Origin of the sequence: Micromonospora sp. NPDC018662 (assembly GCF_044391475.1) — a bacterium.
GTDB lineage: Bacteria > Actinomycetota > Actinomycetes > Mycobacteriales > Micromonosporaceae > Micromonospora.
Genome location: NZ_JBISAC010000013.1, coordinates 120,827 through 147,640, shown reverse-complemented (window position 1 = coordinate 147,640; position 26,814 = coordinate 120,827). Strand labels below are relative to the sequence as shown.

26 protein-coding genes are annotated in these 26,814 nt (G+C 71.7%); 18 read left to right on the top strand and 8 right to left on the bottom strand.

Annotated elements, in window-relative coordinates; genetic code table 11:
• Positions 1-47: 47 nt before the first annotated feature.
• From ACH495_RS28280 to npdG, 11 genes are all read left to right on the top strand, one after another.
• Positions 48-1,595, top strand: a complete 1,548-nt coding sequence (locus ACH495_RS28280; RefSeq protein ID WP_396860754.1) for an AMP-binding protein — start codon at positions 48-50, stop codon at positions 1,593-1,595.
• A 33-nt stretch (positions 1,596-1,628) separates the two neighbouring features.
• Positions 1,629-2,780: an acyl-CoA dehydrogenase family protein gene (locus tag ACH495_RS28275; RefSeq protein ID WP_396860753.1), complete on the top strand. Its 1,152-nt coding sequence runs from the start codon at positions 1,629-1,631 to the stop codon at positions 2,778-2,780.
• A 13-nt stretch (positions 2,781-2,793) separates the two neighbouring features.
• A complete protein-coding gene (locus ACH495_RS28270) occupies positions 2,794-3,825 on the top strand; it encodes an acyl-CoA dehydrogenase family protein (RefSeq protein WP_396860752.1) in 1,032 nt (343 codons plus the stop codon).
• Between the two features lie 73 nt (positions 3,826-3,898).
• Positions 3,899-4,996: an LLM class flavin-dependent oxidoreductase gene (locus ACH495_RS28265; RefSeq protein ID WP_396860751.1), complete on the top strand. Its 1,098-nt coding sequence runs from the start codon at positions 3,899-3,901 to the stop codon at positions 4,994-4,996.
• Positions 4,993-6,000, top strand: a complete 1,008-nt coding sequence (locus tag ACH495_RS28260) for an LLM class flavin-dependent oxidoreductase (protein ID WP_396860750.1) — start codon at positions 4,993-4,995, stop codon at positions 5,998-6,000. Before ACH495_RS28265 ends, ACH495_RS28260 begins: the two co-directional genes overlap by 4 nt.
• Positions 5,997-7,559: a class I adenylate-forming enzyme family protein gene (locus tag ACH495_RS28255; RefSeq protein ID WP_396860749.1), complete on the top strand. Its 1,563-nt coding sequence runs from the start codon at positions 5,997-5,999 to the stop codon at positions 7,557-7,559. The genes ACH495_RS28260 and ACH495_RS28255 overlap by 4 nt, the downstream gene beginning before the upstream one ends.
• Positions 7,556-8,566, top strand: coding sequence for an LLM class flavin-dependent oxidoreductase (locus ACH495_RS28250; protein ID WP_396860748.1), 1,011 nt, complete (start codon positions 7,556-7,558; stop codon positions 8,564-8,566). The genes ACH495_RS28255 and ACH495_RS28250 overlap by 4 nt, the downstream gene beginning before the upstream one ends.
• On the top strand, positions 8,563-9,534 hold the full coding sequence (locus ACH495_RS28245; protein ID WP_357305127.1) for an enoyl-CoA hydratase/isomerase family protein: 972 nt from the start codon (positions 8,563-8,565) through the stop codon (positions 9,532-9,534). The genes ACH495_RS28250 and ACH495_RS28245 overlap by 4 nt, the downstream gene beginning before the upstream one ends.
• A gap of 9 nt (positions 9,535-9,543) precedes the next feature.
• Entirely contained in the window at positions 9,544-10,527 is a 984-nt protein-coding gene (locus tag ACH495_RS28240) for an LLM class flavin-dependent oxidoreductase (protein WP_396860747.1), read from the top strand.
• A complete protein-coding gene (locus ACH495_RS28235; protein WP_396860746.1) occupies positions 10,524-10,859 on the top strand; it encodes a VOC family protein in 336 nt (111 codons plus the stop codon). The genes ACH495_RS28240 and ACH495_RS28235 overlap by 4 nt, the downstream gene beginning before the upstream one ends.
• 73 nt (positions 10,860-10,932) lie before the next feature.
• Positions 10,933-11,595, top strand: a complete 663-nt coding sequence (npdG, locus tag ACH495_RS28230) for an NADPH-dependent F420 reductase (protein ID WP_396860745.1) — start codon at positions 10,933-10,935, stop codon at positions 11,593-11,595.
• Positions 11,596-12,014: 419 nt separating this feature from the next.
• Here the strand turns inward: npdG and ACH495_RS28225 are convergent, their stop codons facing one another.
• On the bottom strand, positions 12,015-12,698 hold the full coding sequence (locus ACH495_RS28225; RefSeq protein ID WP_396860744.1) for an HAD family hydrolase: 684 nt from the start codon (positions 12,696-12,698) through the stop codon (positions 12,015-12,017).
• A gap of 547 nt (positions 12,699-13,245) precedes the next feature.
• On the opposite strand from ACH495_RS28225, the gene ACH495_RS28220 reads away from it, so the two are divergent.
• Positions 13,246-13,707 (top strand): hypothetical protein, encoded by a 462-nt coding sequence (locus ACH495_RS28220; RefSeq protein WP_396860743.1) that lies wholly within the window; start codon positions 13,246-13,248, stop codon positions 13,705-13,707.
• 491 nt (positions 13,708-14,198) lie between these two features.
• On the opposite strand, the gene ACH495_RS28215 is transcribed toward ACH495_RS28220, so the two are convergent.
• The 7 genes from ACH495_RS28215 to ACH495_RS28185 all read right to left on the bottom strand — a co-directional run bounded on the left by ACH495_RS28215 (position 14,199) and on the right by ACH495_RS28185 (position 19,872).
• A complete protein-coding gene (locus ACH495_RS28215) occupies positions 14,199-14,840 on the bottom strand; it encodes a hypothetical protein (RefSeq protein WP_396860742.1) in 642 nt (213 codons plus the stop codon).
• 22 nt (positions 14,841-14,862) lie between these two features.
• Entirely contained in the window at positions 14,863-15,336 is a 474-nt protein-coding gene (locus ACH495_RS28210; protein ID WP_396860741.1) for a RidA family protein, read from the bottom strand.
• Between the two features lie 11 nt (positions 15,337-15,347).
• The gene (locus ACH495_RS28205; RefSeq protein WP_281940219.1) at positions 15,348-16,172 is read right to left on the bottom strand and encodes an ABC transporter permease; all 825 of its coding nucleotides are present in this window, start codon (positions 16,170-16,172) and stop codon (positions 15,348-15,350) included.
• A 3-nt stretch (positions 16,173-16,175) separates the two neighbouring features.
• On the bottom strand, positions 16,176-16,955 hold the full coding sequence (locus ACH495_RS28200) for an ABC transporter ATP-binding protein (RefSeq protein ID WP_396860740.1): 780 nt from the start codon (positions 16,953-16,955) through the stop codon (positions 16,176-16,178).
• A complete protein-coding gene (locus ACH495_RS28195; protein WP_396860739.1) occupies positions 16,940-18,034 on the bottom strand; it encodes an ABC transporter substrate-binding protein in 1,095 nt (364 codons plus the stop codon). The genes ACH495_RS28200 and ACH495_RS28195 overlap by 16 nt, the downstream gene beginning before the upstream one ends.
• Positions 18,035-18,140: 106 nt before the next feature.
• Entirely contained in the window at positions 18,141-19,109 is a 969-nt protein-coding gene (locus ACH495_RS28190; protein WP_396860738.1) for an LLM class flavin-dependent oxidoreductase, read from the bottom strand.
• Entirely contained in the window at positions 19,102-19,872 is a 771-nt protein-coding gene (locus ACH495_RS28185) for an N-acyl homoserine lactonase family protein (RefSeq protein ID WP_396860737.1), read from the bottom strand. The genes ACH495_RS28190 and ACH495_RS28185 overlap by 8 nt, the downstream gene beginning before the upstream one ends.
• 217 nt (positions 19,873-20,089) lie before the next feature.
• Between ACH495_RS28185 and ACH495_RS28180 the strand changes: the two genes are divergently transcribed.
• From ACH495_RS28180 to ACH495_RS28155, 6 genes are all read left to right on the top strand, one after another.
• The gene (locus ACH495_RS28180; protein WP_396860736.1) at positions 20,090-21,307 is read left to right on the top strand and encodes a CaiB/BaiF CoA transferase family protein; all 1,218 of its coding nucleotides are present in this window, start codon (positions 20,090-20,092) and stop codon (positions 21,305-21,307) included.
• Positions 21,304-22,149 (top strand): cyclase family protein, encoded by an 846-nt coding sequence (locus ACH495_RS28175; RefSeq protein WP_396860735.1) that lies wholly within the window; start codon positions 21,304-21,306, stop codon positions 22,147-22,149. The genes ACH495_RS28180 and ACH495_RS28175 overlap by 4 nt, the downstream gene beginning before the upstream one ends.
• Positions 22,146-23,588, top strand: coding sequence for an MmgE/PrpD family protein (locus ACH495_RS28170; protein ID WP_396860734.1), 1,443 nt, complete (start codon positions 22,146-22,148; stop codon positions 23,586-23,588). Before ACH495_RS28175 ends, ACH495_RS28170 begins: the two co-directional genes overlap by 4 nt.
• A gap of 83 nt (positions 23,589-23,671) precedes the next feature.
• Positions 23,672-24,472: an IclR family transcriptional regulator gene (locus tag ACH495_RS28165; RefSeq protein WP_396860733.1), complete on the top strand. Its 801-nt coding sequence runs from the start codon at positions 23,672-23,674 to the stop codon at positions 24,470-24,472.
• Between the two features lie 46 nt (positions 24,473-24,518).
• A complete protein-coding gene (locus tag ACH495_RS28160; RefSeq protein WP_396860732.1) occupies positions 24,519-25,904 on the top strand; it encodes a phenylacetate--CoA ligase family protein in 1,386 nt (461 codons plus the stop codon).
• A 31-nt stretch (positions 25,905-25,935) separates the two neighbouring features.
• Positions 25,936-26,799, top strand: a complete 864-nt coding sequence (locus tag ACH495_RS28155) for an amidohydrolase family protein (protein WP_396860731.1) — start codon at positions 25,936-25,938, stop codon at positions 26,797-26,799.
• Positions 26,800-26,814: the final 15 nt, after the last annotated feature.

Below are 26,814 nucleotides of genomic sequence, written 5' to 3'. Positions count from 1 at the left end.
TGAGGCATCAACATACCGGATGGTCGGAATCTAATTCAAGGAGTCCGATGAGCGAGGAGCGGACCGGGTTTCGGTTGTGGGCGACCGCGGAACCGGACCTGTGCGCGATCGTGACCGCCGATGACCGGCGCATCTCCTACCGGGAGCTGTACGCCGAGGTGAACCGGATCTCGCACGGCCTGCGTACCCGGGCGGGCCTGCGGCCCGGCGACACGGTCGCGGCGGTGATGACGAACAGCGTCGGCCTCGTCGCGCTGTACCTGGCCGCGATGCAGTCGGGGCTCTACCTGGTGACGCTCAACTACCACCTCACCGAGCCCGAGGTGGCCTACATCCTCACCGACAGCGCCGCCAGGGTGGTGGTGGGCTCCGAGCGGGTCGAGGACGTCGTGGTGGCCGCCGCCGCTGCCGCGCCCGGCATCCAGGTCTACCTCGACGGCACGCCCGCCGGTGACCGGGCCCGACCGCTGTCGGCGCTCACCGAGGGCATGCCCGCGACGAGCCCGCCGGACACGCCGGCCGGGTCGCTGATGATGTACACCTCGGGCACCACCGGCCGGCCGAAGGGCGTCAAGCGCCCGCTCAGCGGCGTCGACGCGGACACCGGCGCGCTCACCTACGTCTGGCTGTTCCGGGAGTTCGGCATGGAGCGCGGCGCGTTCGCGTCCTGGCTGGTCTCGGCGCCGATGTACCACTCGGCGAACATCACCCCGGCGATGGGCGCGCTGCACGCCGGCGGCACCATGGTCCTGATGGACGGCTGGACGCCGGAGGGCTTCCTGCGGCGGGTCCAGCAGCAGCGGGTGACCGGGACCAGCATGGTGCCGACCCACTTCTACCGGCTGCTGCAACTGCCCCAGCCGGTACGCGACGGCTACGACCTCTCCTCGCTGCGCTACGTGCTGCACGGCGCCGCGCCCTGCCCGCGCGAGGTCAAGCAGCGGATCCTCGACTGGTTCGGCCCGGTGGTCTACGAGTACTACGGCTCCACCGAGGTGGGCACCACAGTCGCGCGCCCGCACGAGTGGCTGGCCCACCCGGGCACGGTCGGGCGTCCGGCCTCCATCTCGACCCTGCGGATCCTCGACGAGATGGGCAACGAGGTGCCCGTCGGGCAGACCGGCATCGTCTACATGCGCCAGGGCGACGACCGGGTCGAGTACCACAACGACCCGGGCAAGACCGACGGCGCGCGCCGCGACGGCCTGATGACCGTCTGGGACGTCGGCCACGTCGACGCCGACGGTTTCCTCTACATCACCGGGCGCGCGGCCGAGCTGATCCTGGTCGGCGGCGTCAACGTCTACCCGGCCGAGATCGAGGCGGCGCTGATGGGCCACGACTGGGTCGCCGACGCCGGCGTGGTCGGCGTGCCCGATCCGGAGTTCGGCGAGGTGCCCCAGGCCCACGTCGTGCTGCGGGACACCGCGCCGGATCCGGACGCGGCCGTCGAGGAACTGCGCCACTACCTGGCGGGCCGGTTGGCGAAGCCGAAGCGCCCGCGGTCCTACGTCCTGCGCGACGCCCTGCCGCGGGACCCGAACGGCAAGCTCTACAAGGCCCGGCTCACGCGCGTCGAGGAGCCCAGCGCGTGACCGGCGTGACCGACGACCCGCTGGGAGGTGGGCATGGACTTCGCTGACAGCGACACCGACCTGGCGTTCCGGCGCGAGGTCGGCAGGTGGCTCGACGAGGCGCTGGCGGACGTGCCCGACCAGGAGGAGCTGTCCCAGGAGGAGCGCGAGCACTGGTCGCGGGTGTGGCAGGACCGGCTGTGCGCCGGCAACTGGGCCGGCCTGTCCTGGCCGGTCGCGCACGGCGGCCGGGGGCTGGACGCGCTCGCGCAGGCCATCTTCAACGAGGAGGCCGCGGTACGCGGGGCGCCGTACCCGCTCAACGGCGTCGGCATGATGCTGGCCGGGCCGACGATCATCGCGCACGGCACCGACGAGCAGCAGGCCCGGCACCTGCCCGGGATCCTGCGCGGCGACGAGTACTGGTGCCAGGGCTTCAGCGAGCCCGGCTCCGGTTCCGACCTGGCCAGCCTGAGCACGGCGGCGACCCGGGTCGAGGGCGGCTGGCGGATCAACGGCGCCAAGATCTGGACGTCAAACGCGCACAACGCGTCGAAGTGCCTGCTGCTGGCGCGTACCGACACCGACGCGCCGAAGCACCGGGGCATCACCTACTTCCTCGCCCCGATGGACGGGTTCACCGTCCGGTCGCTGGTGATGATCAACGGGGACACGGAGTTCAACGAGATGTTCCTCGACGACGTGTTCGTCCCCGACGCCGACGTGCTCGGCGGCGTCGGCAACGGTTGGCAGGTCGCGCTCACCACGCTCGCGTTCGAACGCGGCAGCATGGCGTTGAACCTCTGGGTGTGGGCCCGCCAGGCGGTCGACCGGGTGGTCGACGTCGCGCTGGAGCGGGGCACGGCCGACGACAGCGCGTTCGTCGACGCGGTGGGCGCGTTGCAGTGCGACGCCGAGGCGGTCCGGATCGGCTCGATGCGGATGCTCGGGGAGAGCCGCGCCGGCGGGGTCCCCGGGCCGGAGACCTCGGCGTTGAAGAGCCTGTGGGCCGGCGTGGTGCAGCACGCCAACCGGCTCGCCGTACAGCTCGACGACGCCGGCGGGGTGCTCGTCGACGGTGACGGCGCCGCCGCCCGGATCCGCCGCTACCTGCGGGCCCGCGCCCACACGATCGAGGGCGGCACGGAGGAAGTCCAGAAGTCGATCCTCGCGGAGCGGGTGCTGCACCTGCCCCGCTCACGCTGAGCGGAGTCGCCGGATGCGCGCAACATTCACCCAGGAGCAGCAGGAGATCGGCAAGACCGTGGGCTCGCTCGCGGACGGCGCCGGCGGCACGGCCCGCGACGCGCTGTCCGGCCCGTGGCGGGCCCCGGCGTGCGACGGACCGCTGCTGCGGGACTTCGCGCTGCTCGGGGTGCCCGAGTCGGCCGGGGGCGTCGGGTCGAGCCTGATCGACCTGCTGGTCGCCGTCGAGGCACTCGGCGAGCGGCTGGCGCCGAGCCGGTTCCCGGCGCACGCGGCGGCCGTCCAACTGTTGTGCGGCGACGGGCGGCGTACCGACGCGCTCCCCGACGGGGTGCTGGACGGTGGCCGGGTGCTCACCCCGGCGATCGACGTGCCGGGTGGTTCCGGTTGGGCGGACCGGTCGTCACCGGACCGGCTGGCCCGGACCCTGGTGCCGTACGCGGCACAGGCGGACGGTGTGGTCGCCCTCGGTCCCGACGGGGTGTGGGTCGCCGACCCGGCCCGGGTGACCGCGCGGCAGTCGCTCGACCCGTCGATGCCGTTGTCGGACGTCGCGCTGGCCGCGCCCGAGCGGACGCGGCCGGTCGGGACCGGCGCGTGGCGGGCCACGCTCGTGGTGGCCGCGCAGTTGTGCGGGGTGGCCCAGGGCGCCATCGACCTGGCCGCCGAGCAGGCGCGGACACGCCGGCAGTTCGGGCACGTGATCGGGTCGTTCCAGGGGGTGGCGTTCCCGCTCGCCGAGGCGGCCACCGCGCGCAAGGCGGCGTGGGACCTGACGCTGTACGCCGGGTGGGCGGTCGACAACGGCCGTCCGGACGCCGAGATCCAGGTGCACGCCGCGAAGGCGGCGGCGGGGCGGGCGGCGATCTTCGCGGCGGAGCGGTGCATCCAGGTGCACGGCGGGATGGGCATCACCATGGAGGCGGACCCGCACCTGTTCCTGCGTCGCGCGTTCGTGTTGGACGCCTGGTGCGGACGGGGCTCGTGGCATCGGCGGCGGACCGGGGAGCTGCGCATCCGGGCGCGCCGGACAGATCGCGCCTGACCTGCGGAACCCTTGCCCGGCTTCGGCCGGAGCAGTAACATACCGGCTGGTCGGAATAAATGAGGAGAAGGCCGTGAAGTTCGGAATCATGAACCTGTTCCCGGTGGCCGACGGCGCATCGGACCACCAGGTGCTTCGAGAGACCCTCGAGGAGATCCAGCTGGCCGACGAACTCGGCTTCGACTCGATCTGGCTCGCCGAGCACCACTTCTCGAAGTACGGCATCCTCGGCAGCCCGCTGAACTTCGGCATGGCGGTCGCGGAGCGGACCACGCGGATCACCATCGGCACCGCCGTCCTCGTGCTGCCGCTGCACCACCCGCTGCGGCTGGCCGAGGACATCGCGGCCCTCGACGTGCTCAGCGGCGGCCGGGTCTCGATCGGCGTCGGCCGTGGCTACCAGCCCGCCGAGTTCGCCGGCTTCGGCGTCCCGCTGGCCGAGTCGAAGCAGCGCTACCAGGAAACCCTGGACATCCTGCGGCTCGCCCTGTCGCAGGAGAACTTCTCCTACCACGGCGAGATCTTCCACTACGACGGCGTCACGACCTATCCGCGGCCGTTCACCCCGGGCGGCCCGCCGATCCTGCAGGGCACGGTCTCGCCGGAGAGCTTCCGGGACCGCGGCGCGGTGGGCGAGTCGATCATCACCTCGCCGAACTTCACACCGTTGGGCATCATGCAGAAGAACTTCGACCTCTACCGGCGGAGCATGGGGGAGAACGGCTTCGACATCTCCACCTACGACCTGCCGTTCATGCAGCAGGTCTGGTGCGGCGACAGCCGGGAGGGCCTCCGCGAGGCCGCCCAGGCGGCGATGAACTACTACAAGTCCGTCGGCAAGGTCATCCCGGGCTCGGCGGAGGCCATCGAGAAGGAGCGGTCCTACTACGCGGCGGTCGCCAAGAACATCGAGCTGCTGACGCTGGAGCAGACGCTCACCCACGGCGGCAACTTCGGCTCGGCCCAGCGCGTCATCGAGACCATCGAGATGCTGCGCGAGCAGCTCGGCATCAACCACTACATCGGCTGGCTGCGTATCCCGTCGCTGGACCGCCGGGAGGCGCTGCGGTCGATGGAGGAGTTCGCCGACAAGGTCATCCCGCACTTCCGGGCCCAGGGCGCCGACCGTGCCGCGGTGAGCGCGCCCGCCGCCGAGGCGGTCCTCGGGTGAAGGTCAGCTGCTTCCTGAGCGCCCAGTTCGACCCGTCGGCCTCCGCCACCGAGGGCATCGACGGCGTGCTGGCCCAGGCGGTCGCCGCCGAGGCGGCCGGCTTCCACGCCGTCTACCTCGGACACCACTTCCTGGCCCGGTCGGCGTTCGTCCAGCCCGTCCCGTTGGCCGGCTACCTGGCCCACGCCACCGGCCGGGTCCGGATCGGGTTCGGGGTCCTGCTGGCGCCGCTGCTGAACCCGGTAGCGCTCGCCGAGGACCTGGCCTCGCTCGACGTGCTCTCCGGCGGCCGGCTCACCGTCGGCATCGGCGCCGGCTACCGCCGCCGCGAGACCACCGCGTTCGGGGTGGCCTGGGAGGACCGGCTGCGGCGCCTGCGGGAGTACGTCCCGATCCTGCGATCGCTGTGGAACGGCGAGACGATCGACATCGCGGGTAGCTGGGGCGAGGTGCCCGGCGCGCACCTGGCGCTGCGCCCGGCGCAGGCCGGCGGTCCACCGCTGTGGATCGGCGCGTTCGCCGAACCCGCGGTGCGCCGCGCCGCACGACTGGACGCCCCGTGGCTGATCGGCCCGAAGGGCGACGACGACGAACTGGCCCGGCTGCTCGCCCTCTACCGGGCCGAGCTGACCGAGCGTGGCTTTCCCCTGGAACGGGAGTACCCGATGAGCCGCGAGGCGTACCTCGGCGACAGCTATCCGGCGGCCGTCGCGGCCGTCCGCCCGCCCCTGCAACGCCAGTACGCGGGCTACAAGTCCTGGGACGACGCCCAGTCCCTCGACCTCGACCGGTATCTGGCCGAGGACTGCCTGGTCGGGTCCGCCGACGAGATCGTCGCCAAGTTGCGCCGCTGGGAGACCGAGCTGGGCATCACCGAGGTCTCGCTGCGGCACCAGTTCGTCGGCGCCGGGCAGGACGAGGCGATGGAACAGCTCGCCCGCTTCGGCGCCGAGGTCATCCCGCGGGTCAGCACCCCCGCCGCCGCCCCCGAGGCCCTCCGGTGACTGCCGCCAACCTGGCCCGGATCCTCGAAGGCCGGCACGCCGACCGGGGCGACCGGCCCGGCCTGTACGGCGAGGACGGCCGGTCGTGGACGTTCGAGCAGATCGACCTGCTCGCCGGCGGCGTCGCCACCGCGCTACGGGCCGAGGGCGTCACCGCCGGCGACCGGGTCGCCTGCTACCTCACCAACGGCCCCGAAATCGTGTTCTTCCTCTTCGGGGCGTGGAAGATCGGCGCGGTGCCGGTCACCGTCAGCAGCCTCTACAACGCCGCTGAACTGGCCGAGTCGACCGCGAAGACCGCGCCCCGGCTCCTGCTCGTCGACGACCGTCGCCCGGACGTCGTGGCCGACCTGCTCGGCGCCGCGCCGGACGGCGTACCGTTCCCGGTCCGCTCCGTCGCCGGCGCGCTGCCCGGCGCCCCGGAACTGCCCTGGCGGCGGGAGGTCCGGGTGCCCGGCGTCGACGTCGCGCCCGAGGCGGAGGCCTGCATCCTGTTCACCGGCGGCACGACCGGACGGCCGAAGGCGGTCAGTGTCACCCACGGCGGTACGCGTGAGTCGCTGACCCGGCTCGCCCGGGTGACCACCGGCACCGACGCGGAGGGCACCGCGGCCCGCGACGCCAAGCCCAACCTCATCGCGTTGCCGCTGTTCCACAGCGGCGGCCAGCACTCGCTGTTGTTCGCCTTCTTCGTCGGCCGGCCGGCGGTGGTCTGGGAACGCTTCGGCGTGGACCGGCTCGCCGACCTGATGGCACGGTTCGCGTTCGACAACTTCTTCTTCCTGCCCACGATGGTCTACGACATCGTCCACGCCGAACGGGACCTGCCGTTCCAGGGCGTCAAGTCCGTCCTGGTGGCCGGCCAGGCGATCGCGTGGCCGGTGCGGCGTGCGTTCGAGCAGCGCTACCACGTGCCCATCCTGGTCAACTACGGCTCCACCGAGGCCGGTCACATCGCCGGCTGGACCGGGCGGGACATGAAGGCCGGCCGGTGGAAGCCGGGCTCCGCCGGCCGGGTCTACCCGGGCGTCGAGCTGGAGATCCGCGACGACGCGGGTGCCGCGCTGCCGACCGGCGCGGAGGGCGAGGTGGTGGTCCGGTCCGCGCTGACCCGGGGCTACGTCGACGACGCCGAGGCGTCCGCCGAGCTGGTCCGCGACGGCTGGGTGCACACCGGCGACATCGGCTACGTCGACGACGACGGCGTGCTCTTCCTGGTCGGTCGCAAGCGGGACATGATCAAGTGCGGGGGCTTCCAGGTGTGGCCCGAGGAGATCGAGGACGAGCTGCGCGGGCATCCGCTGGTGCGCGACGTCCGGGTGCTCGGCCGGCCGGACGACCGGCTCGGCGAGATCCCGGTGGCGCTGGTGGTGCGCGAGGACGACGACGCGGTCGGCGACGACGCGCTCGCCGACCGGCTCGTCGCGTACGCCCGGGACCGGCTGGCCCACTTCAAGGCGCCCCGGCGGATCGAGTTCGTGCCCGCCCTGGAGCGCAGCACGACCGGGAAGATCAGCCGCGTGTCGGCTGCCGTGCCGGACGGAGGCGTGAGCCGATGAGGTTCGGCATCATGGCGTCGCACCAGTACCCGCACGGCGACGACCTCGGCAGGCACCTGAACGACCTGTTCGGCACCGTCGAGCTGGCCGCGGAGCTGGGCTACGACTCGGTATGGACGATCAACCACTTCCAGTCCAACCTGGCCACCCCGCAGCCGATCTCGATGATGGCGAGCCTGATCCCGCGCTCGGGCGACATGATGCTCGGCACCGGGATCCTGCTGCTGCCGATGTTCCACCCGGTGCACATCGCCGAGGAGTTCGCCACGCTGGACCACCTCTCCGGCGGGCGGGTGGTCCTCGGCGTCGGCGCGGGATACCGGGAGAACGAGTTCGCCGCCTTCGGGGTCGACCCGGAGACCCGGTTCCGCCGCTTCGACGAGAGCCTGCGGCTCATCCGCGCGCTCTGGACCGGGGCGCCGGTCACCCACGAGGGCGAGTTCTATCCGCAGGTCGACGCCACCATCGGGGTGCGGCCGCTGACCCCGGGCGGCCCACCGATCTGGATCGGCGCCGGCGGCAAGAAGGCGGTCCGCCGGGCCGCCCGGCTCGGCGACGCCTGGTACGCGCCGGGCAACTCGCCGAGCCGCCGGTTCCTCCCCGAGCACCTCGCCGTCTACGACGAGGCGCTGGCCGAGTACGGCCGCGACCCGGCGACGGTGCAACGGCCCGTCGGCGTCGAGCTGTACTGCGCGCCGAGCACCGAGCAGGCCGTCGCGGAGGCGTTGCCGCACGCCCGGGTCGAGTACTCGACGTACGCCGAGTATCCGGCGCTGCGGTGGCAGCGGGACCGGTTCGACGAACTGGTCCGCAACACGCTGCTGCTCGGCTCGCCGGAGTTCCTCATCGAGCGGATCTCCGCCCTGCGGGACCTGGGCTTCGACCACCTCATCTTCCGCCCCGGCTGGCTGGGCATGCCGACCGAGAAGCTCCGCGCCTCGCTGCGGTTGTTCGCCGCCGAGGTGATCCCCGCCTTCCGCTCCACCCGAGAAGAGGAATCGCCGTGAAGAAGACCGAAGCCGAGCTGCTGGAGAACCAGTGGGACGTGGCGAACATGGAGGTCGACCCCGAGGTTCTCGCGACGTACGTGCGCTACGACGTCGACGAGCAGCGGGCCGTCGCCACCATCACCTTCGACCGCCCCGACCGGCTCAACGCCATCCCGGTGGCCGCCTTCGAGCGGGTCGGTGACCTGGTTCGGGAGGCCGAGACCGACGACCGGGTCAAGGTCATCGTGTTCAAGGGGGAGGGGGAGCACTTCGGGACCGGCGCCGACGCCGCCGAACTCGGCCACTACATCGGCTACAAGACCGGCACCGACAAGGCGTCCCGGCGCCGGCCGGCGCAGCGCCAGCGCATCCTGCCCGACCGCAACGTGCTCAGCTCCGGCTTCACCCGCCCGATCATCGAGTCGCTCAAGGCGACCATCTGCCAGGTGCAGGGCTACTGCTACGGCGGCCACTTCCAGATCGCGCTCTCCGCCGACATCGTGATCGCCTCCCCGGACGCCCGGTTCACCCACCCGGCGTTCCGCTACCTCGGACCCGCGCCGCAGGACATGTACCACTGGATCGAGAAGGTCGGCCTGACCACGATGAAGGACGTCATGCTCACCATGCGGGCGATCGGCGCCGAGGAGGGTGAACGCAAGGGCCTGGTCACCAAGGTCGTCGAGCGCGACGAACTGCAACGGTGGGTCGACGACTACGCCGACGCGATCGCGGTCATGCCGCTCGACTCACTGATGATGGGCAAGTCGATGATGCAGGTGGTGATGGAGGCCCGGGGCAAGGGCCTGGGGGCGATGACCGGCTGGGTCGGGCACGGCTGGGCCACCAACGTCAGCTTCGCCGACGGCGACTGGAACTTCCTCAAGGAGCGGCGGGAGAAGGGCATCGCCCAGGCGCTGGCCGACCGGGACCGGCTGGTCGCGCCGTACTTCCGGCTCAGCGACGCCCGGTCGCGGGAAGAGTAGGCGACCGACGTGAAGTTCGGCATCCTGCTCGACCACCAGTACGCCCCCGGCGACGACCTGCGCCGGCGGGTCGACGAGACCGTCGAGTACGTCCAGCACGTCCGCGACCTGGGCTACGACTCGGTGTTCGGCATCCACCACTACCTGTCGTCACTGAGCACCCCGCAACCGCTGCCGCTGCTGAGCCGGCTCATCGACCACTCCGGGACGATGCAGCTCGGCACCGGGATCCTGATCCTGCCGCTGGGCCACCCGGTGCACTGGGCCGAGGAGATCGCCACCATCGACCAGATGTCCGGCGGCCGGTTCGTGCTCGGCATCGGCTCCGGCTACCGCGACGTCGAGTTCGCGTCGTTCGGCATCGAGCGGCGTACCCGGGTCTCGCGGATGACCGAGGCCCTCGCGGTGATGCAGCGGTTGTGGACCGGCGAGACAGTCCACCACGAGGGCCGGCACTTCCGGCTCGACGGGGTGCGGTGCAGCGTGCTGCCCGCGCAGCGGCCGCACCCGCCGGTCTGGGTGGGCGCCAACGGCCCGGCGGGGATCGCCCGGATCGCCCGGCAGGGGCTGCCCTGGCTGGCCCCGTCGAACGTGCGGCGCAACTGGGCGGTCGGCAACCTGACCGACTACCGCGAGCAGCGCCGGGCCGCCGGCTTCGACGAGGAGGGGGCGGTCTTCCCGATCCACCGCGACCTGTGCGTCGCGGATTCGTTCGACGACGCGTACGCGACGGCCGGGGACGCGGTCCGCCGCTCCTACGGCGAGTACGTCCAGTACGGCATGGACTTCTTCGAGTCACAGTGGGACGCGATCAAGGAGAAGGCGTTGTTCTTCGGCTCGCCCGACGACATCGCGGCGAAGATCCAGGACTTCGCGGACGCCGGCTACAACCACTTCGTCTTCCGGGCCCAGTGGCTCGGCCTGCCGATCGAGCGGTCGATCGAGATCGTCGAGCGGTTCGCCCGCGAGGTCATGCCGAGGTTCCGCCGATGAGGGTCGGACACGTGATCGTTCCCGCCGACGACCTGGACGCCCAACTCGACTTCTACACCCGTCTCGGGCTGACGGTGCGGTTCCGCGACGGCGACCGGTACGCCGCGGTCACCGACGGCACCGTGACCATCGGCCTGGCCGATGCCTCCCAACAGCCAGTCGCCGGCCGGACCCTGCTCAGTGTCCAGATCGACGACCTGGACGCCTGCGTGACGCGGCTGGTCGCGGCCGGCGCCACCGTCACGGCGCCGGTGACCGGACCGCACGAGCGGCGGGCGCTGGTCGTCGACCCCGGCGGCAATCCGCTTGTCATCTACGAGCGGCTGACCTGACCCATCGCCGTCGCCGGGCCGGCCGGCGACGCCACCACGTCCCACCCGCCACCGGGTGAGGGAAGGACATCACATGACCGTCAGCGAGGCGCTCCGTGGCCGCACCGTCGCCGTCCTCGGCGGCACCGGCCCGCAGGGGCGTGGCCTGGCCCGGCGCTTCGCCGCGGCCGGACTCGACGTGGTGCTCGGCTCGCGTGCCGCCGAACGTGCGGCGGAGGCGGCCGCAGCGTTGCCCGGCCGCGTGCGGGGGTTGTCGAACGCCGACGCGGCGGACGCCGGCGACATCGTCGTGGTCGCCGTGCCGTGGGCGGGCCACGCTGAACTGCTCACCGAACTCGCCCCGGCGCTGGCCGGGAAGATCGTGGTCGACTGCGTGAATCCGCTGGGCTTCGACAGGCAGGGCGCCTACGCCCTCGACGTGCCGGAGGGCTCCGCGGCCCAGCAAGCCGCCACGATCCTGACCGCATCACGGGTCGTCGGCGCGTTCCACCACGTCTCCGCCGTGATCCTGGAGGATCCCGCCCTCGACACCGTCGACACCGACGTCCTCGTGCTCGGTGACGACCGCGAGGCCACCGACCTGGTCCAGGAACTCGCCGCCGCGATCCCCGGCGTCCGCGGCGTCTACGGCGGCCGGCTGCGCAACGCGGGTCAGGTAGAGGCGTTCACCGCCAACCTCATCTCGGTCAACCGGCGCTACCGGGCCCACGCGGGCCTGCGTGTCACCGACGTGTGACCCCGGCACAAGGAGCACGCCTGACGGAGTTCGCCCGCCGGCCGGCGTGCGGGAGGACAGCAGCTTCACGGCCCGACAGTCCGCAGGCACGTCGGCGAAAGCCGTCACACCGTGCGGCCGTCAGGCGTTGAGGTCGGCCCGCTGTGCGGAGGTCAACAGTTGTACCCGGGCGTTGTCGTGCCTCCGGGAGTAGACCGCCAGCCACCGCGGGGACCGGCCGTCGGACAGGACGTCGATATCGGTTGCTGCCGCGGCCATCGCCGCCACGACTGCGGGCGGCGAGTGCTCGGCCGCGACGTGCAGGGCCGAGTCATGCCGAGCGGCATGCAGCGGTCGACTCCCGCCGCTTGACGAGCCCGCACCGGCGACCTCGCTCGCCTGGTCGGCCGTTGACGGAGGACCGGGCGTCCGACGGCGTGCTAGCCAGCAGACGTCGGCAGTGAATGCTGGTCGAGATGCTCGACCGCGTCGACGATGTCGGGAAAAGCGTCGATGAAGGCATCGACGTAGCGGGGATCGAAGTCCGTCGGCTTCCGGACCCCGCTCTGCAGGCAGCCGACGAAGTGCATGCCGGCGCCCCCGGCGGCTAGTGCGTCACCTGGTGAATCCCCGACGTAAACGCACTGCCCGGGTGGTATGTCAGTCGCTGCGAGCAATTCATCGAAGGCGCGCGGATCCGGTTTGCGGAAACGCGTGTTGCCGGCGTGGTAGATGCCGCTGACCCGCTCGGCCAAGACATGATCCGGCTCCAGCATGTGCCGAACCTCGTCCTCGGTCCGCGACGTCAACAGGAACACCGACCGGCCGGTCATCACGAATTCGTCCAGCGCACGCAGGTTCTCCGGGGGAATCAGATCCAGACGACCGTCGGCGATGTACGCTTCCAGCGCGCTCTGATAGAGCGTCGAGAACTGCGCCAGGTCCAGACCGGGTGAACGTCGGGGCATGGCGTCGAGAAGCGGCTCGCCCCAGGTGGATAGATGCACCTCCCGTCGCATGGGGGGCCGGCCCATCGCCGCCAGGATTTCATTCTCCAGAGCGAACGAGGCGGCCTGAGTGAGGCACAGGGTGTCGTCGACGTCCACGATCACAGCGCGAATCACGAGCCAAGCCTAACGGCCCCGGCGGTTGCCCACACTCATCGGGAAGCGGAGTTTCCCGGTCCGTCTGCCGCGTCAGGACGGCGGCGAGCCGGGGCTCCTGCGGCAGCTACCGGGACGCGATGCCGCTGTGCCTGGGGAGCGTCATGTCGACAAAGGTACGTGCCAGCGACCGATGGCCGCACCGCACCCCTGCCGGGTACGAGATCCGCCTCGGTCGACGGTCGCCGCGCCGATTGTCGCCGGCGGCAGATTCCCGATCTTGCACGTGTGGCGGCACCTCCCGCCCGGATTCGGGCTGTCGAGGGCCACCGCGCACCGCCAGCCACCTGCTTCTGCCTGACGGCGGCAAGACCCGCCTGCGCGCCGACCGGATCGCCGCTGACCTACCCGCCACAAGAGACCCTCGTCCTGCACCACGTCGAAACCAACCGCTACGCAGATGAAGATGGCTGAATTACGACGGCGCTCGGGAATGGCCGCGATATACAATCGCGGCAAGGTGGAGCCAAGGCCGAGATTCCGGCACCGGTGTGAGGGAGGGGGCAGGATGTTCGGCAGGATGTTCGGCAGGATGATTGATTCGACGAACAACATCAACGATCTGAGGGACCAGCTCAGACCCGACCTGAGTCGGGAATCGCTCGGCGTCGGGCCCGACTTCCCCGGGATCGCCCCGAACCCGCTGCTGAGCAGTGATGCGCGGAAGCGCAATGCGGAATTGCGTTCGGGGGCGCTTGCGCTCGGCGTTCTCGTCGACTGGCGGGAGGTGAACAGCAACCCTCGCGTGGTCCTGATGTTCGACGTGGAGACCGCCGACGGCATCTCGTTCCGCGGCATCGCAGACGAAGACCTCACGATCACCGAGCTCACCCGACTCGCCCCGGGGCAGACGTTGCCCGTGCGCTACCGGCCGGCGGTCATGGACCACTACGTCGCCCTTGCCCGGGACGCGGACCCCGCCCATGTGCAGCAGCTCTCTGACGAGATCGCGAGTCGCAAGCGGACCTGATCCGAAGCCACTGAGCGTGAGCATGCCGCTGGGCCACCGGACTACTGGGGGTCAAGGGGTCGTCGGTTCGAATCCGGCCGTCCCGACAGTAAACGAGCAGGTCAGGGTCTTGATTCACTTCGGTGGGTCGAGGCCTTCTTGCTGTTCCGCCTCGACGTTCCGCACCACGAGCTGGCGGCGGACCGCGACGTCCAGCGCGGTGCGGAGTCGGCCGAGCGTCAGGCGGACCGACGGGACGCCCGATCCGGTCCCTGGCTTACCGCCCCGGCGTCGACCCTTCGTGAGCCCCTCACCGCCGCCGAGTGCACCGCCGACGAGCCCACCATCGCCAGCGCCCCTACCAACAGATCCCCGCCGTCCTCAACGCCGAACCCGACGGCATGCGCGCCGAGGACATCTACCTCGCCCTCGGCATCGGGCCCTCAGCGGAACACGTCAAAGGCGCCCGCGCGAAGCTCAAGGGCATGGTCAACCGACTCCGAACCGCCCTCTCAGCCCTCGGATTCGGGGCTGGCGCGCCGCCACAACCACACACCCGTCAGGACGCAGGCGGCTCCAGCCACCGCGATGCCAACCTTTGCCGCACCGGAGACGTCGTCCAGGAAGGGAAAGGCGCGGGAGGCTGCCAGCGCCAGGAACGCGACGACGAAGAGAACGAGGGCAAGAGCGCGCTGACCGGTCATGGGTGCCTTCCGGGGGGTCGGGACATGCTCGGCCACGTCGGGGTCGCCCCGGCGCGCGGGCATCTCGTCACCATGATCGCAGGTGTGCGATGGGAGGACGGCCCGAGGCTTGCGCTTGCTGGACGCGCACGAGCGATGGTCAATACCCGGCACGTCACCGCGACGGGGATTCCGTCGGCGGCCAGCTCGTTCACGAGCGGGCGGAGGCTTCGCGCCAGCATCGATGTCGGCTTGGCGCAGCCACGTGGACCACGTCATCGGATGGACTCCGAAGTCCTTCACGATCTGCTCGACCGTCACGCCCGGATCACTGTCACGGGCCACCCGCACGACATCGTCACGGCACTGTCGTACCTTCCGGATGTCGACCACGGCCGTCGGCGTGCAGACCCGGCGGCGCGGCCGGTCGGCGCGGTGCGGGTGGACATCGGCAGTCGCGTTCGCCGCCACGGACCTGGCGCACGCGCCAGGGTCAGGACCGCAACGGGCGCACCTCGACGATCATCTCCGTCTCGCAGCAGATGTCCAGCGTCAGCGCGGCGACGGTGACCGCCGAGCGGGCATGCCGTCCGCGCTCGCCGTACAGGTCCATGAGCAGGTCCGAGCAGCCCTCGGCGACCACCGACGGTTTGTTGAAGCCGGGTTCGCCGTAGACGTACGCGTTGATCTTGACGATCCGGACCACGTCGTCCAGGTCACCGATCTCCCGGCGCAGCGAGGAGAGCAGCGCGAGCGCGTTGTAACGGGTCGCCGCCCGCGCCTCGGCGACGCCGATGGCCACGCCGACCGGGCCCTTGAAGGGATAGCCCCCCTCGTGGAACGGACCGTGGCCGGCGAGGTACACGAGGTTGCCGGTGCGGACCGCGCGGACCCGGCGGGTGCCCGGCTTCTCCGGCAGCACCGGCAGCTCCAGGCCGAGCTCCGCGATCTTCTTCTCGATCTCCATGTCGCTGCTCCTCAGTTCCCGTCCCAGAAGACGATCCGCTTGCGGGCCAGCTCGATCAGCTTCGTCATGCCGATGCCCATCAGCCCGAGCAGGATGAGGATCGCGAAGACGGTGGCGATGTCGAGCCGGAAGTTGGCCTGGAGGATCAGCACGCCCAGCCCCATCTGACCGCTGACGAACTCGCTGACGATGGCGGCGATGACCGCGTACACCGCGGCGATCTCCAGACCGGCGAAGATGAACGGCAGGGCGCTGGGCACGATCACCAGGCGGATGGTGAGCGCCCGGCCCGCGCGGAGCGAGCGCATGAGTTCGAGCCGCTCGGCCGGCACCGAACGCATCCCCGACACGGTGTTCACGAAGATCGGGAAGAACGTGACGAGGACGGCCAGCGCGACCTTCGACTCGATGCCGAAGCCCAGCCAGACCACCATCAGCGGGGCGATCGCGATCTTCGGTACCGCCTCGATCATGACGATGTACGGGCGGATGATCGCCTGCGCGGTGGGGGAGATGGCGACCAGGCCGCCCAGCAGGAGGCCGATGACCACGCCGCCGCCGAACCCGAGCAACACCTCCTGGAGCGTGCGCCAGAAGTGCGGGTAGAAGCTGGCCGGGCCGGTCTGCGCGAGCCCGCGCCAGAGCGACTGCACGACGCTGACCGGGGTGGGGACGAGCACCGAGTTGACCTGGGTGACCCGGACCGCGACCTCCCAGCCGACGATGATCAGCACCAGGGAGACCGGAAACCAGAGTCGCGCGGTGAGGCGTCGCTCGGCCGGCTCCGCGCCGCCGGGGAGTTTGCGGGCGGACAGGACTTTCTCCGACACTGCCATGCGTCACTCCGGTCGGTCGAGAAGCTTGCGGATCTGGTTGGTGTACGCGCCGAAGTCCGCCGAACCGGTGACCTCGAGTTCGCGCGGCCGGGGCAGGGTGACGTCGACGATCTCGCGGATCGTGCCGGGGCGTCCGGTCATCACGATGATCCGGTCGGAGAGGAACACCGCCTCCGCGATGCTGTGCGTGACCAGCAGGATGGTCTTGCCGGTCTGCTGCCGGACCCGCTCCACCTCGAGGTTCATCTGGTCCCGGGTCATCGCGTCCAGCGCCCCGAACGGCTCGTCGAGCAGCAGCAGCCGGGGATCCTGCAACAGCGAGCGGGCCAGTGCGGCGCGTTGCTGCATGCCGCCGGAGAGTTCGCCGGGGTACTTCTCGGCGAATCCGTCCAGCCCGACCATCTCGATCAGGGTCCGGGCCCGGGGCCGGACGTCCCGGAACCGGCGTCCGGCCACGATCCCGGGCAGGGCGACGTTCTGTTCGACGGTCCGCCACGGCAGCAGCACCGCCTGCTGGAACATCAGGCCCACGTCGGTTCCCGGCCCGGCGCCGGCGGCGTTGACGTCCACCGTGCCCTCGGTCTCGCCGGTCAGGCCGGCGACGATGCGCAGCAGGGTCGACTTGCCGCACCCGGACGGGCCGAGGATGGCGACGAACTCGCCCTCGGCCACGTCGAACGACACGTCCTGGAGGGCGACGACCGGGGTGCCGGTCCGGGTGCCGTACACCTTGGACAGACCCCGGGCCGACACCACCGGCGTCCGGGTCACGAGGTCGGCCACGAGGTCGCCTTGGCCTGGACCGCCGCCGCGTCGATCGCGCCGATCTTGGCGGCCACGTCGTTGGTGTAGAACGCCGAGACGTCCTTGACCTTGTCCTGGACGCCGAGGAACTGGACGTACGCCTGCCACGACTCCGCGGTGAACTGGCCGTACGGCTTCTCCGCCGAACCGTCGTCCTCGATCACGTCGATCCGGCGTTTGAGCACCGGCAGCGCGGCCTGCATGGCCTTGGCCCGGTCGCCGGTGGGGGCGAACTGCGGGTACTGCTCCCAGTGGATACGGATGGCCGCCTCCGGGTTCGCCTTGGCGAACAGCACGGACTTGGTGTAGGCGCGGGCGTATCCCGCCGCCGCCTCGGGGTTCTCGGTCAGCCAGGCGTTGCGGGCCAGCAGCCCGGCACCGAAGAGGTTCGCTGTCACGCCGGGCTTGTCGAGGTAGCGGAACTGGTATCCGGCGGCCTCCAGCGCGGCGTACCGCACGTCGTTGATGACCAGCGCGTCGATGTCGCCCTTCTTGAGCGACTCGGCCGCCGCCGCCTCGGTGCCGACGGCGACGAAGTCGACCGAGGCCGGGTCGACGCCGGCGGCGCGCAGGCCGGCCTTGGCGAAGAGTTCGAAACTGCCGCCCAGCGAGGCCAGGCCGATGGTGGCGTCCTTCAGGTCGGCGAAGGACCGGACCGGACTGTCCGGCAGGACCGTCGCGTCGAAGAGGAACTTCGGTGCGACCTCGTAGAAGTACCGCAGGTCGAGGTTGCGCCCGTCCGCGGCGGCCTGCACCAGCACGTCCGGGCTGGGCGCGGAGATGTCGGCCTGACCGGCGGCGAGCAGTTGCAGGCAGGCGCCGGTGCCGCCGGCGACGGGCAGCATCTCGAGGGAGATCTTCTCCTCGGCGAAGTAGCCGAGTTTCTCGCCGATCCAGAACGGCGCGCCGCTGGCGGCGAGCGTCTCGGCGCAGTAGACGTAGCGGACCTTGCTGACTCCGTTCGCGTCGGTGCCGCCGCCCGCGCCGTCGTCGCCGCACCCGGTGGCGGAGAGCGCCACGGCGAGCACGCCGGCGAGGAACAACCGCTTTCTGATCATCCGACTACCTCCACGACCGTTCCGGATGGGCCCCCGACTGTCATGTTCCGTTTAGTGGAACATCGTTTCTATGGATGATGAAGCTAGGGAGTGGTCGGGATCGCTGTCAAGACATCGCCCGGACGGCGGTGGCGAAGTCGGCCATCTGTGCCAGCGCGTCGTCGCCGCTGATCCGACCGGCGAACTTGACCACCAGATCGGTCACCCCGACCTCGGTCTCCAGTCGCCGCACCCAGTCGACGCAGGTGGCGAGGTCGCCGACCACGTACCGGTCCGCCAGCCGGCTCGCGAAGTCGCCCACGCTGGCCTGGGTCACCATGGGATTGCCCCGCAGCAGGTGCAGCTCGTGCGAGACGCGCAGGTACTCCTCGGCGTCCCGCCGGGCCTGCCCGTCCGTCTCGCCCAGCACCACGTGCCGGACCAGCGGGCGGAACGCGGCCGGTGGTCGGCCCGAGGCGGCCCGGTGCTGGTCCACGGTCGCGAAGCCCCGGACGACCTCGTCCACGGTGAGCGCCGCGTCCGGGAACCAGGCCTCGCCGTGGCGGGCGGCCCGGCGCATCGCGGCGACCGACCGGCCGCCGACCCAGACCGGGACCGGCCAGGCGGGACGGGGGGAGAGCGTGAAGTCGGCCAGGGTGCGGTCGTCGTCCCGGTAGGAGACCGACTCCTGGTGCCAGAGCCGGTCCATCAGGGCCAGGTGGCGGTCGGTGACGGCGCCCCGCCGGCGGGCGTTGGCGCCCAGCGCGGCGAACTCCGGCTCGTCCCAGCCGATCCCCGCGCCGAGCACCGCCCGGCCCTCGCTGAGGTTGCTGAGCAGGGCGAATTCCCCGGCCAGCCGGACCGGGTCGGCCAGCGGCAGGATCAGGATGTTCGTGCCCAGCCGGACCCGCTCGGTCCGGGCCGCGACCGCTGCCAGCACCAGCTGTGGCGAGGGCCAGTAGGTGGGGTAGCCGTGGTGCTCACCGAGCCAGACCGAGTCGTACCCCATGGCCTCGGCGGCGACCGCCTGGGCGACGGTACGGCGCACGTCCGACCCGCCCTCGGGCAGCCGGACCCCGAGCCGGAGCCTAGCCACGGTCCACCGCCGGGTAGCTGGCCTGGTCGAACACCCGCATGTCGTGGCCGGGGAGCACCACGTCGGCGTGTTCGGCCAACCGGTCGAAGGACCGGTAGTAGTCCGCCAGGTCCACGTGGGTCCGGGACGGGACCACCCGGTAGGGCCCGGCGCCCCGCCAGTTCTCGAACTGGGCGCAGTGGTCCCCGGCGAGGGCGTACCGGCCGGCGGCGGTGTCCACCACCAGGGCGGTCATGCCGGGCGTGTGCCCCGGGATGTGCAGCAACCGCAGACCGGGACGGAGCGTGACGTCACCCTCGATCAGCCGCGTCCGGTCCATGGTGGCCAGCCAGCGGGGGGTGAAGCCGAGCGCCGGGGCCTCGTAGGCGGCCTGGTGCACCGGGTACGGCGCGATGGCGTACGCGACCTCGCTGCGCTGCACCACGAACTCCGCGTTCGGGAACAGGTGGTTGTTGCCGCAGTGGTCGTAGTGCAGGTGGCTGAGCACGACCGTCCGGACCGTGGCCGGGTCCACGCCGGCGGCGGCGAGCGCCGCGGCCGGTTCCTCCTCGGCGGTGCGCTCGAACGGCCGGTGGTGCCGGGTCACCCACTCCGCGTCCGGCGAGCCGGTGTCCAGGACCGTCACCTCGCCCCGGTCGTCCCGGACCACCCAGATGATGTGCGGGCTGTCCACCGTCTCCCCGGGGTGCTGCCCCCAGAGCAGGTCGGCGCGTCGGATGCCGGGGGCGCGGCCCACCCGTACCGGCACGATCTGCGATGTCATCGTCCTCCCGTCCCGACGGGCCACCCGCCGATTGCTCAACGTCGGACCGGTTGGTGGAACACCATTCCGGAGAGCGGTACCGTAACAGCGCGGGAGGGCGAAGCCCAGGGCTGGCGGATCGCCGCTTCATCTCCTTGACCAGCGGGTCCGGCACTCGGTACGGTTTGAGGAACGACGTTCCTGCTAACGGAACGACCAAACGACGGGAGTGGGCCGGGTGGGTGGGCAGGAGTCGCGGAGCCGGCGGGCGCTGGACGGTGTCCGGGTGCTCGACGTGTCGACGATCCTGGCGGGTCCGTTGACCTGTCAGATCCTCGGCGACTTCGGCGCCGACGTGATCAAGATCGAACACCCGCGGCACGGGGACGGCATGCGGGGCCACGGCCTCAGCAAGGACGGCGTCGGCCTCTGGTGGAAGATGATCGGCCGGAACAAGCGGACCGTCGGGCTCTACCTGGGCGACCCGGATGGTCAGGAGATCTTCCGGGAGCTGGTCCGCACCGCCGACGTGGTGGTGGAGAACTTCCGCCCCGGCACGCTGGAACGCTGGGGCCTGGGCTGGGCGGACCTGCGGGCGCTCAACCCCGCGCTGGTGCTGCTGCGGGTCACCGGCTTCGGGCAGACCGGCCCGTACGCCGCCCGCCCCGGCTTCGGCACCCTCGCCGAGTCGATGAGCGGCTTCGCCCACCTGACCGGGGCGCCGGACGGACCGCCGATGCTGCCCGCCTTCGGGCTGGCCGACTCCATCGCCGGGATCACCGGCGCGGCGGCGGTGCTGACCGCCCTCTACGCGCGGGCCACCGGCGACGGCACCGGCCAGGAGATCGACCTCGACATCCTGGAGCCGATCATGACGGCGGTCGGCCCGAGCGTCATCTACGTCGACCAGCTCGGCGTGGTCCAGCAACGGACCGGCAACCGGTCGCTGAACAACGCCCCGCGCAACACGTACCGGACCGCCGACGGGCACTGGGTGGCCATCTCCACCTCGGCGAACTCCATCGCCGAGCGGGTGCTGACCCTGGTCGGGCACGCCGAGGTGATCGGCGAGGAGTGGTTCGCCACCGGCGCCGGCCGGGCGCGGCACGCCGACCTGCTCGACGGGTACGTGGCCGACTGGATCGGCGCGCGGACCCGGGCCGAGGTGATCGAGTCGTTCACCGCCGCCGGGGCCGCCGTCGCGCCGGTGTACGCGCCTGACGAACTCCTGGCCGACCCGCAGGTCAGGGCGCTGGACATGATCACCCAGGTGCCCGATCCGGACCTGGGCCAGATCCGGATGCAGAACGTGCTGTTCCGGATGAGCGCCACCCCCGGTGAGATCCGCTTCACCGGGCGGGGCGTGGGGGCCGACACCGACGAGGTGCTCGGCGACGAACTGGGCATCGGCGCGGAACGACTCGCCGAGCTGCGAGACCGGGGAGTGCTGCGATGACCGTGGAGACCATCGGAAGCGAGCGGCGCGGCGACGTCCTGCTCGCCGCCGTCGAGGCGGGCATCCGGGTCTTCGACCTGGGCCGGCCGCTGCGCATCGGCATGCCCCAGTCGCCGAACCACCCGCCGTTCTGGCACACCCTGCCCCGCCGGCACGGCGACAGTTACCGGGCCGACGGGATGTCCGCCGCCAACGACCTGATCTCGCTGGGCACCCACGTCGGCACGCACATCGACGCCCTCGCACACGTCTCCGTCGACGGCCGGCTGCACGACGGCAGCGACGCGATGCGGGCGCAGACCGGCGGTGGCTTCACCACCGGAGCGATCGACGAACTGCCCCCGCTGGTGGGACGCGGGGTGCTGCTCGACGTACCGGCCGCGCTCGGGGTGCCCGTCCTCGACCCGGCGTACGAGATCACGCCCGCCGACCTGGACGCCACCGTCGCCCGGCAGGGCACCCCGGTCGGACCGGGCGACGTGGTCCTGGTGCGCAGCGGCTGGGGGCGCCGCTACGACGACCGCGAGGCCTACCTCGGACACGCGACCGGGGTGCCCGGCGTCGGCGAGGCCGGGGCCCGGTGGATCGCCGCCCGCAACGTGCGGCTGGCCGGTGCGGACACGATCGCCTTCGAACGCCTCGCCGCCGGGTCCGGGCACGCCCTGCTGCCCGCGCACCGGGTGCTGCTCGCCGAGCACGGGATCAACCTCATCGAGGCGATGGCCCTGGAGGAACTGGCCGAGTCCGGGGTACGGGAGTTCACAGTCGTCCTGGCGCACCTGAACATCGTCGGCGCGACCGGCAGTCCGGTCCGCCCGCTCGCCCTGGTCGTGTCCGGATGACCGCCACGTCGCCGGTGGCCACCCTGGGCGGGCAGCTCGCCGAGTTCGCCGCGGCCCACGGCCCGGCCGGCGTTCCCCTGCCCCCGCCGGTGGTGCGCAGCGTCGCCCAACGGGTGCTGGACGTGCTGGGCATCGCGGTCGCCGCCACCACGCTGCCCACCAGCGTGGCCGTGCTCGACCTGGTCGCCGAGCGGGGCGGCCGGCCGGACGCCCGGGTGATCGGGCTGCGCCAGCGGGTGCCGGCCAGCGAGGCGGCGTTCGCCCACGGTGTGCTCGCCCACTCGCTCGACTACGACGACACCCACCTGCCGTCGGTGCTGCACCCCAGCGCCAGCGTGGTCCCGGCGGCCCTGGCCGTCGCCGAGCGGACCCGGGCCACCGGCGCGGAGGTCGTCGCCGCCATCGCGGTCGGCCTGGAGATCTGCGTACGGGTGGGGATGGCCGGTTACGACGCCGCCACCGGGGCGAACCGGTACTTCGACCGGGGACAGCACGCCACCTCGATGTGCGGGGCGGTCGGCTCGGCCGCCGCCGCCGCGAAACTGCTCGGTCTCTCCGCCGACGGCGTGCTGCACGCCATGGGCATCGCGGCCAGCATGGCCTCCGGGATCATCGAGAGCAACCGCACCGGCGGCACCGTCAAGCGGATGCACTGCGGCTGGGCCGCGCACGCCGGCGTGTACGCCGCGCAGCTCGCCCAGCGCGGGATCACCGGCCCGGCGACCCTGCTGGAGGGGCGCTTCGGCTTCTTCCAGGCGTTCCTCGGCGGCGAGTTCGACGCCGGGGCGGTCACCGACGGGCTCGGCCGGCGGTGGGAGGTGCCGGGGATCTTCTTCAAGCCGTACCCGGCGAACCACTTCACGCACGCCGGCATCGACGCGGCGCTGGCGCTGCGGGACGCCGGCCTGCGCCCGGCCGACGTGGCCAGCGTCGAACTGGCCGTGCCGACCGCCACCGTCCGCACCATCGGTGAGCCCCTCGACGTCAAGCAGGCCCCGGAGACCGGCTACCAGGCGCAGTTCTCCGGCCCGTACACCGTCGCGGCCGCGCTGCTCGGCGGCGGCGGTCTCGGTCTGGGTCTGGACGACTTCACCGACGACCTGGCCCGCGACCCGGTCCGGCGGCGCCTGATGAGCCGGGTCACCGTGGTCGCCGACCCGCGCTGCGACGCGATCTTCCCGCACCAGTTCCCGGCCGTGCTGCGCGTGCGCACCACCGACGGCCGGCTGCTCGAGGAGGCCGTGCTCGCCAACCGGGGCGGATCGCGCCGCCCGCTCACCGACGACGAGGTCGCCGGCAAGTTCCGCGACAACGCCGGTCGGGTGTTGCCGCCGGAGCGGGTGACCGCGGTCGCCCGGGCCGCCCGGGCGCTGCCCGACGCGGCCTCGGTGGATGACCTGCTCAGCCCGCTGATGTTCGAGAACGGCATTCCGCTGTGAGGAACTACGTCGCCCTCGGCGTACAATCTCGTTCGCCGCGTCACGGACCGGAGTGGTCCGACGCCGCAGCGGAAGGACTCTCAGTGACCGAGACCAGCAAGACGATCCTCACCGTGGGCCGTGCGATGGAGGTGCTCACCCTCTTCACCGAACGGAGGGAGTCCACCCTCGGGGTCACCGAGATATCCAAGGCGCTCGGGCTGTCGAAGGCCGTCGTGCACCGGATCCTGTCGACCCTGCTGGAGAAGGACTACATCCAGATCGAGCCGCAGACCCGCCGGTACGCGCTCGGCCACGCGGCCCTCAAGCTCGGCCTGACCTACTTCGAGGGCATCGACGTTCGTCGAATGGCGCAGCCGATCCTGCACGAGCTGGTCACGGCCACCCAGGAAACCTCCACCCTCTCCATCCGCAGCGGCTGGACCCGGATCTACATCGACCAGGAGACCCCGCCCACCGACATCCGCATGTCGGTGCGGCTCGGCCATCCATACCCGCTGCACGCCGGTTCGTCGTCGAAGGCGCTGCTGGCCTTCCTCGACCCCGAGGAGCAGGACGCCTACCTCGCCACCGGCCCGTTCGAGCGGCTGACCGACACCACCATCACCACGCCCGAGCAGCTCCGCGCCGACCTGGACCGCATCCGCAAGCGCGGGTACGCCCGGTCGCTGGGGGAGCGCCAGGCCGACGCCGCCTCGGTGGCCGCCCCGGTCTTCGACCACCGGGGCAAGCCGACCGCGGCGATCAGCGTGTGCGGCCCACTGCGCCGCTTCGAACCGAAGATCGACGAGGCGGCCGACGCGCTGCTGGACGCCGTACGGCGACTCTCGGCCCTGATGGGCCACCGGGAGTCGGAGATCATCGGGCAACGCTCCACGGAGTGATGCCCGCCAGCGGTGGGGCCGGACTGCCCCGCGGGAGGGAACAGCGGTGTCGGTGCCATCCGCGCTCGACCCATCGGGCGACTCGGTGCTCTACGCGGACCCCGGCGAGGTGGACCGGCTACGTGACCCGCTGATCGCGGCGCAGGTCCACCTGCTGGCCCGGCACCACCCCCACTACCGTCGACTCTTCGCGCGCACCGGCGTCGACCCGGACCGGGTACGCGGGGTCGCGGACCTCGGCCTGCTTCCGGTCACCGGCAAGCAGGACTTCCTCGGTGACCCCGAGTCCTTCCGGTTGACCGCCCCGGCGGACCTGCCGGTCGCCGAACGCACCCTCGCGTACGTCATCTACACCACCGGCACCACCAGCGGCGCGCCCGCCCCGCTCTACGTCACCACCAGCGACGACTGGGCCTACCTGCTGCACGCCCGGCGCTGCGCCCGGCTGCTCGGTCTCGGCGCCGACGAGGTGATCGCGAACCTCTTCCCGCTCACCCCGTTCCCGATGGGCGCCCGGATCCGCGCCGACCGGACGGCGGCGGCGATCGGGGCGACCATCTTCCAGGGGCACACCGGCCGCCCCTCGCCGGACTGGCCGGTGCACCGCCGGCTCGACGAGGCGATCGACCTGGTGGCGGCACACGGCGCGACGGTGCTGTGGGGGGTCGCCGGGTTCGTCCGCCGGGTGCTGATCCGGGCCGCCGAACGCGGGCTGCGGCTGCCCACGGTCCGCTGGTGCTTCGTCACCGGCGAGGCGACGAGCGCCGCCGGCGTCGAGGATCTGCGCGCCCGGCTGCGCGCGGTGGGCGCGGAGACGGCCCGGGTGGCCAACCGCTACGGCTCGACCGAGGGCTGGTCGATGATCGAGTGCGGGGAGGGGGCGGGTTGGCACAATCCCACCCCGGGCCTGATCCACCTGGAGACCGTCGACGCGGCCAGCGGGGAGCCGGTGCCCGACGGGGAACCCGGGCTGCTGCTCATCACCCACCTGCGGGCCCGGGGCACCGCCTTCCTCCGGTACGCCGTCGGCGACATCGTCCGGCTGACCCGGGAACGGTGTGCCTGCGGGCGGACCGCCGAGCGGATCGTCTCCCAACCGGTCCGCACCAAGGACCTGGTCAAGGTCAACGGCACCCTGGTCAACCTGACAGTGCTCGGCGACGCCCTGGTCGACCTGGCCGGCGTCGCCGAGTACCGGGTGGTCCTCGACCACCTGCGCCCCGGCGACGCGCTCTCCGGCGACGGCGTGGTGGTCGAGGTCGCCCCGGTCGCGGGCCGGGACGCCGACGCGCTGGTCCGGGCCGTACGGTCGCGGATCCGCGACCTGACCCATCTCACTCCCGAGGTGCGGGTGGTCGGCGTGGACGACATCTACGACCCGCTGGCCGACGCCAAACCCCGTCGTCTCGTCGACCGCCGTCACGTCGGCTGACGTCGTCGACACGTAGCTGTTCAGAGAGGTCGTGACCGTGTACACCGGTGCCATCGACGTGGTCGTCAATCCCTACACACCCGAGATCGTGGCCGCGCGACCGGCCTGGTCGAAGGACTTCCTCGGCCGCAAGATCGGCGCCGGGGACCGGCTGCCCGGGACGACGATCGAGGAATATCTGGCCAAGATGGACCGGGCCGGGATCGCCCGGTCCTTCCTGATCGCCGCGAAGCTCGGCCCGGCCGGTGACGTCAACAGCTTCGCGCTCCAGGTCGAGACCGTCGCCGAACTGGTCGCCGCGCACCCGGACCGGTTCAGTGGCCTGGTCGGGCTGGACCCGACCGCCGGCATGGCCGAGCTGCGGCACCTGGAACGGGCGGTCACCGAGTACGGCTTCGTCGGCGCGCACTCGTACCCGCACTGGTTCGGGCTGCCCCCGGACCACCGGCGCTACTACCCGATCTACGCCAAGTGCGCCGAGCTGGACGTGCCGATCCAGCTCCAGGTGGGCCACTGCCTGCGCTACGACGACGCCCGGCCGCTGCGCAGCGTCGGCCGGCCGATCACCCTCGACACGGTCGCCTGCGAGTTCCCCGAGCTGAAGCTGGTCGGCATCCACACCGGGTGGCCGTGGACCGAGGAGATGATCGCGGTCGCGTACAAGCACCCCAACGTGTACATCGGGGTGGACGCGTACGCCCCGAAGCACTGGCCGGCCGCCTTGGTGCACTACATGAACACCTTCGGCCGGGAGAAGGTGCTCTTCGGCACCGACTACCCGGTGATCGACCCGGAACGCGCCATGACGGAGTTCGCCGAGCTGGGCCTGCGGCCGGAGTCGGCCACGGCGGTGCTGCGCGACAACGCCCTGCGCCTCTACGGACTCACCGACTGACCCACCCCGTCGCCG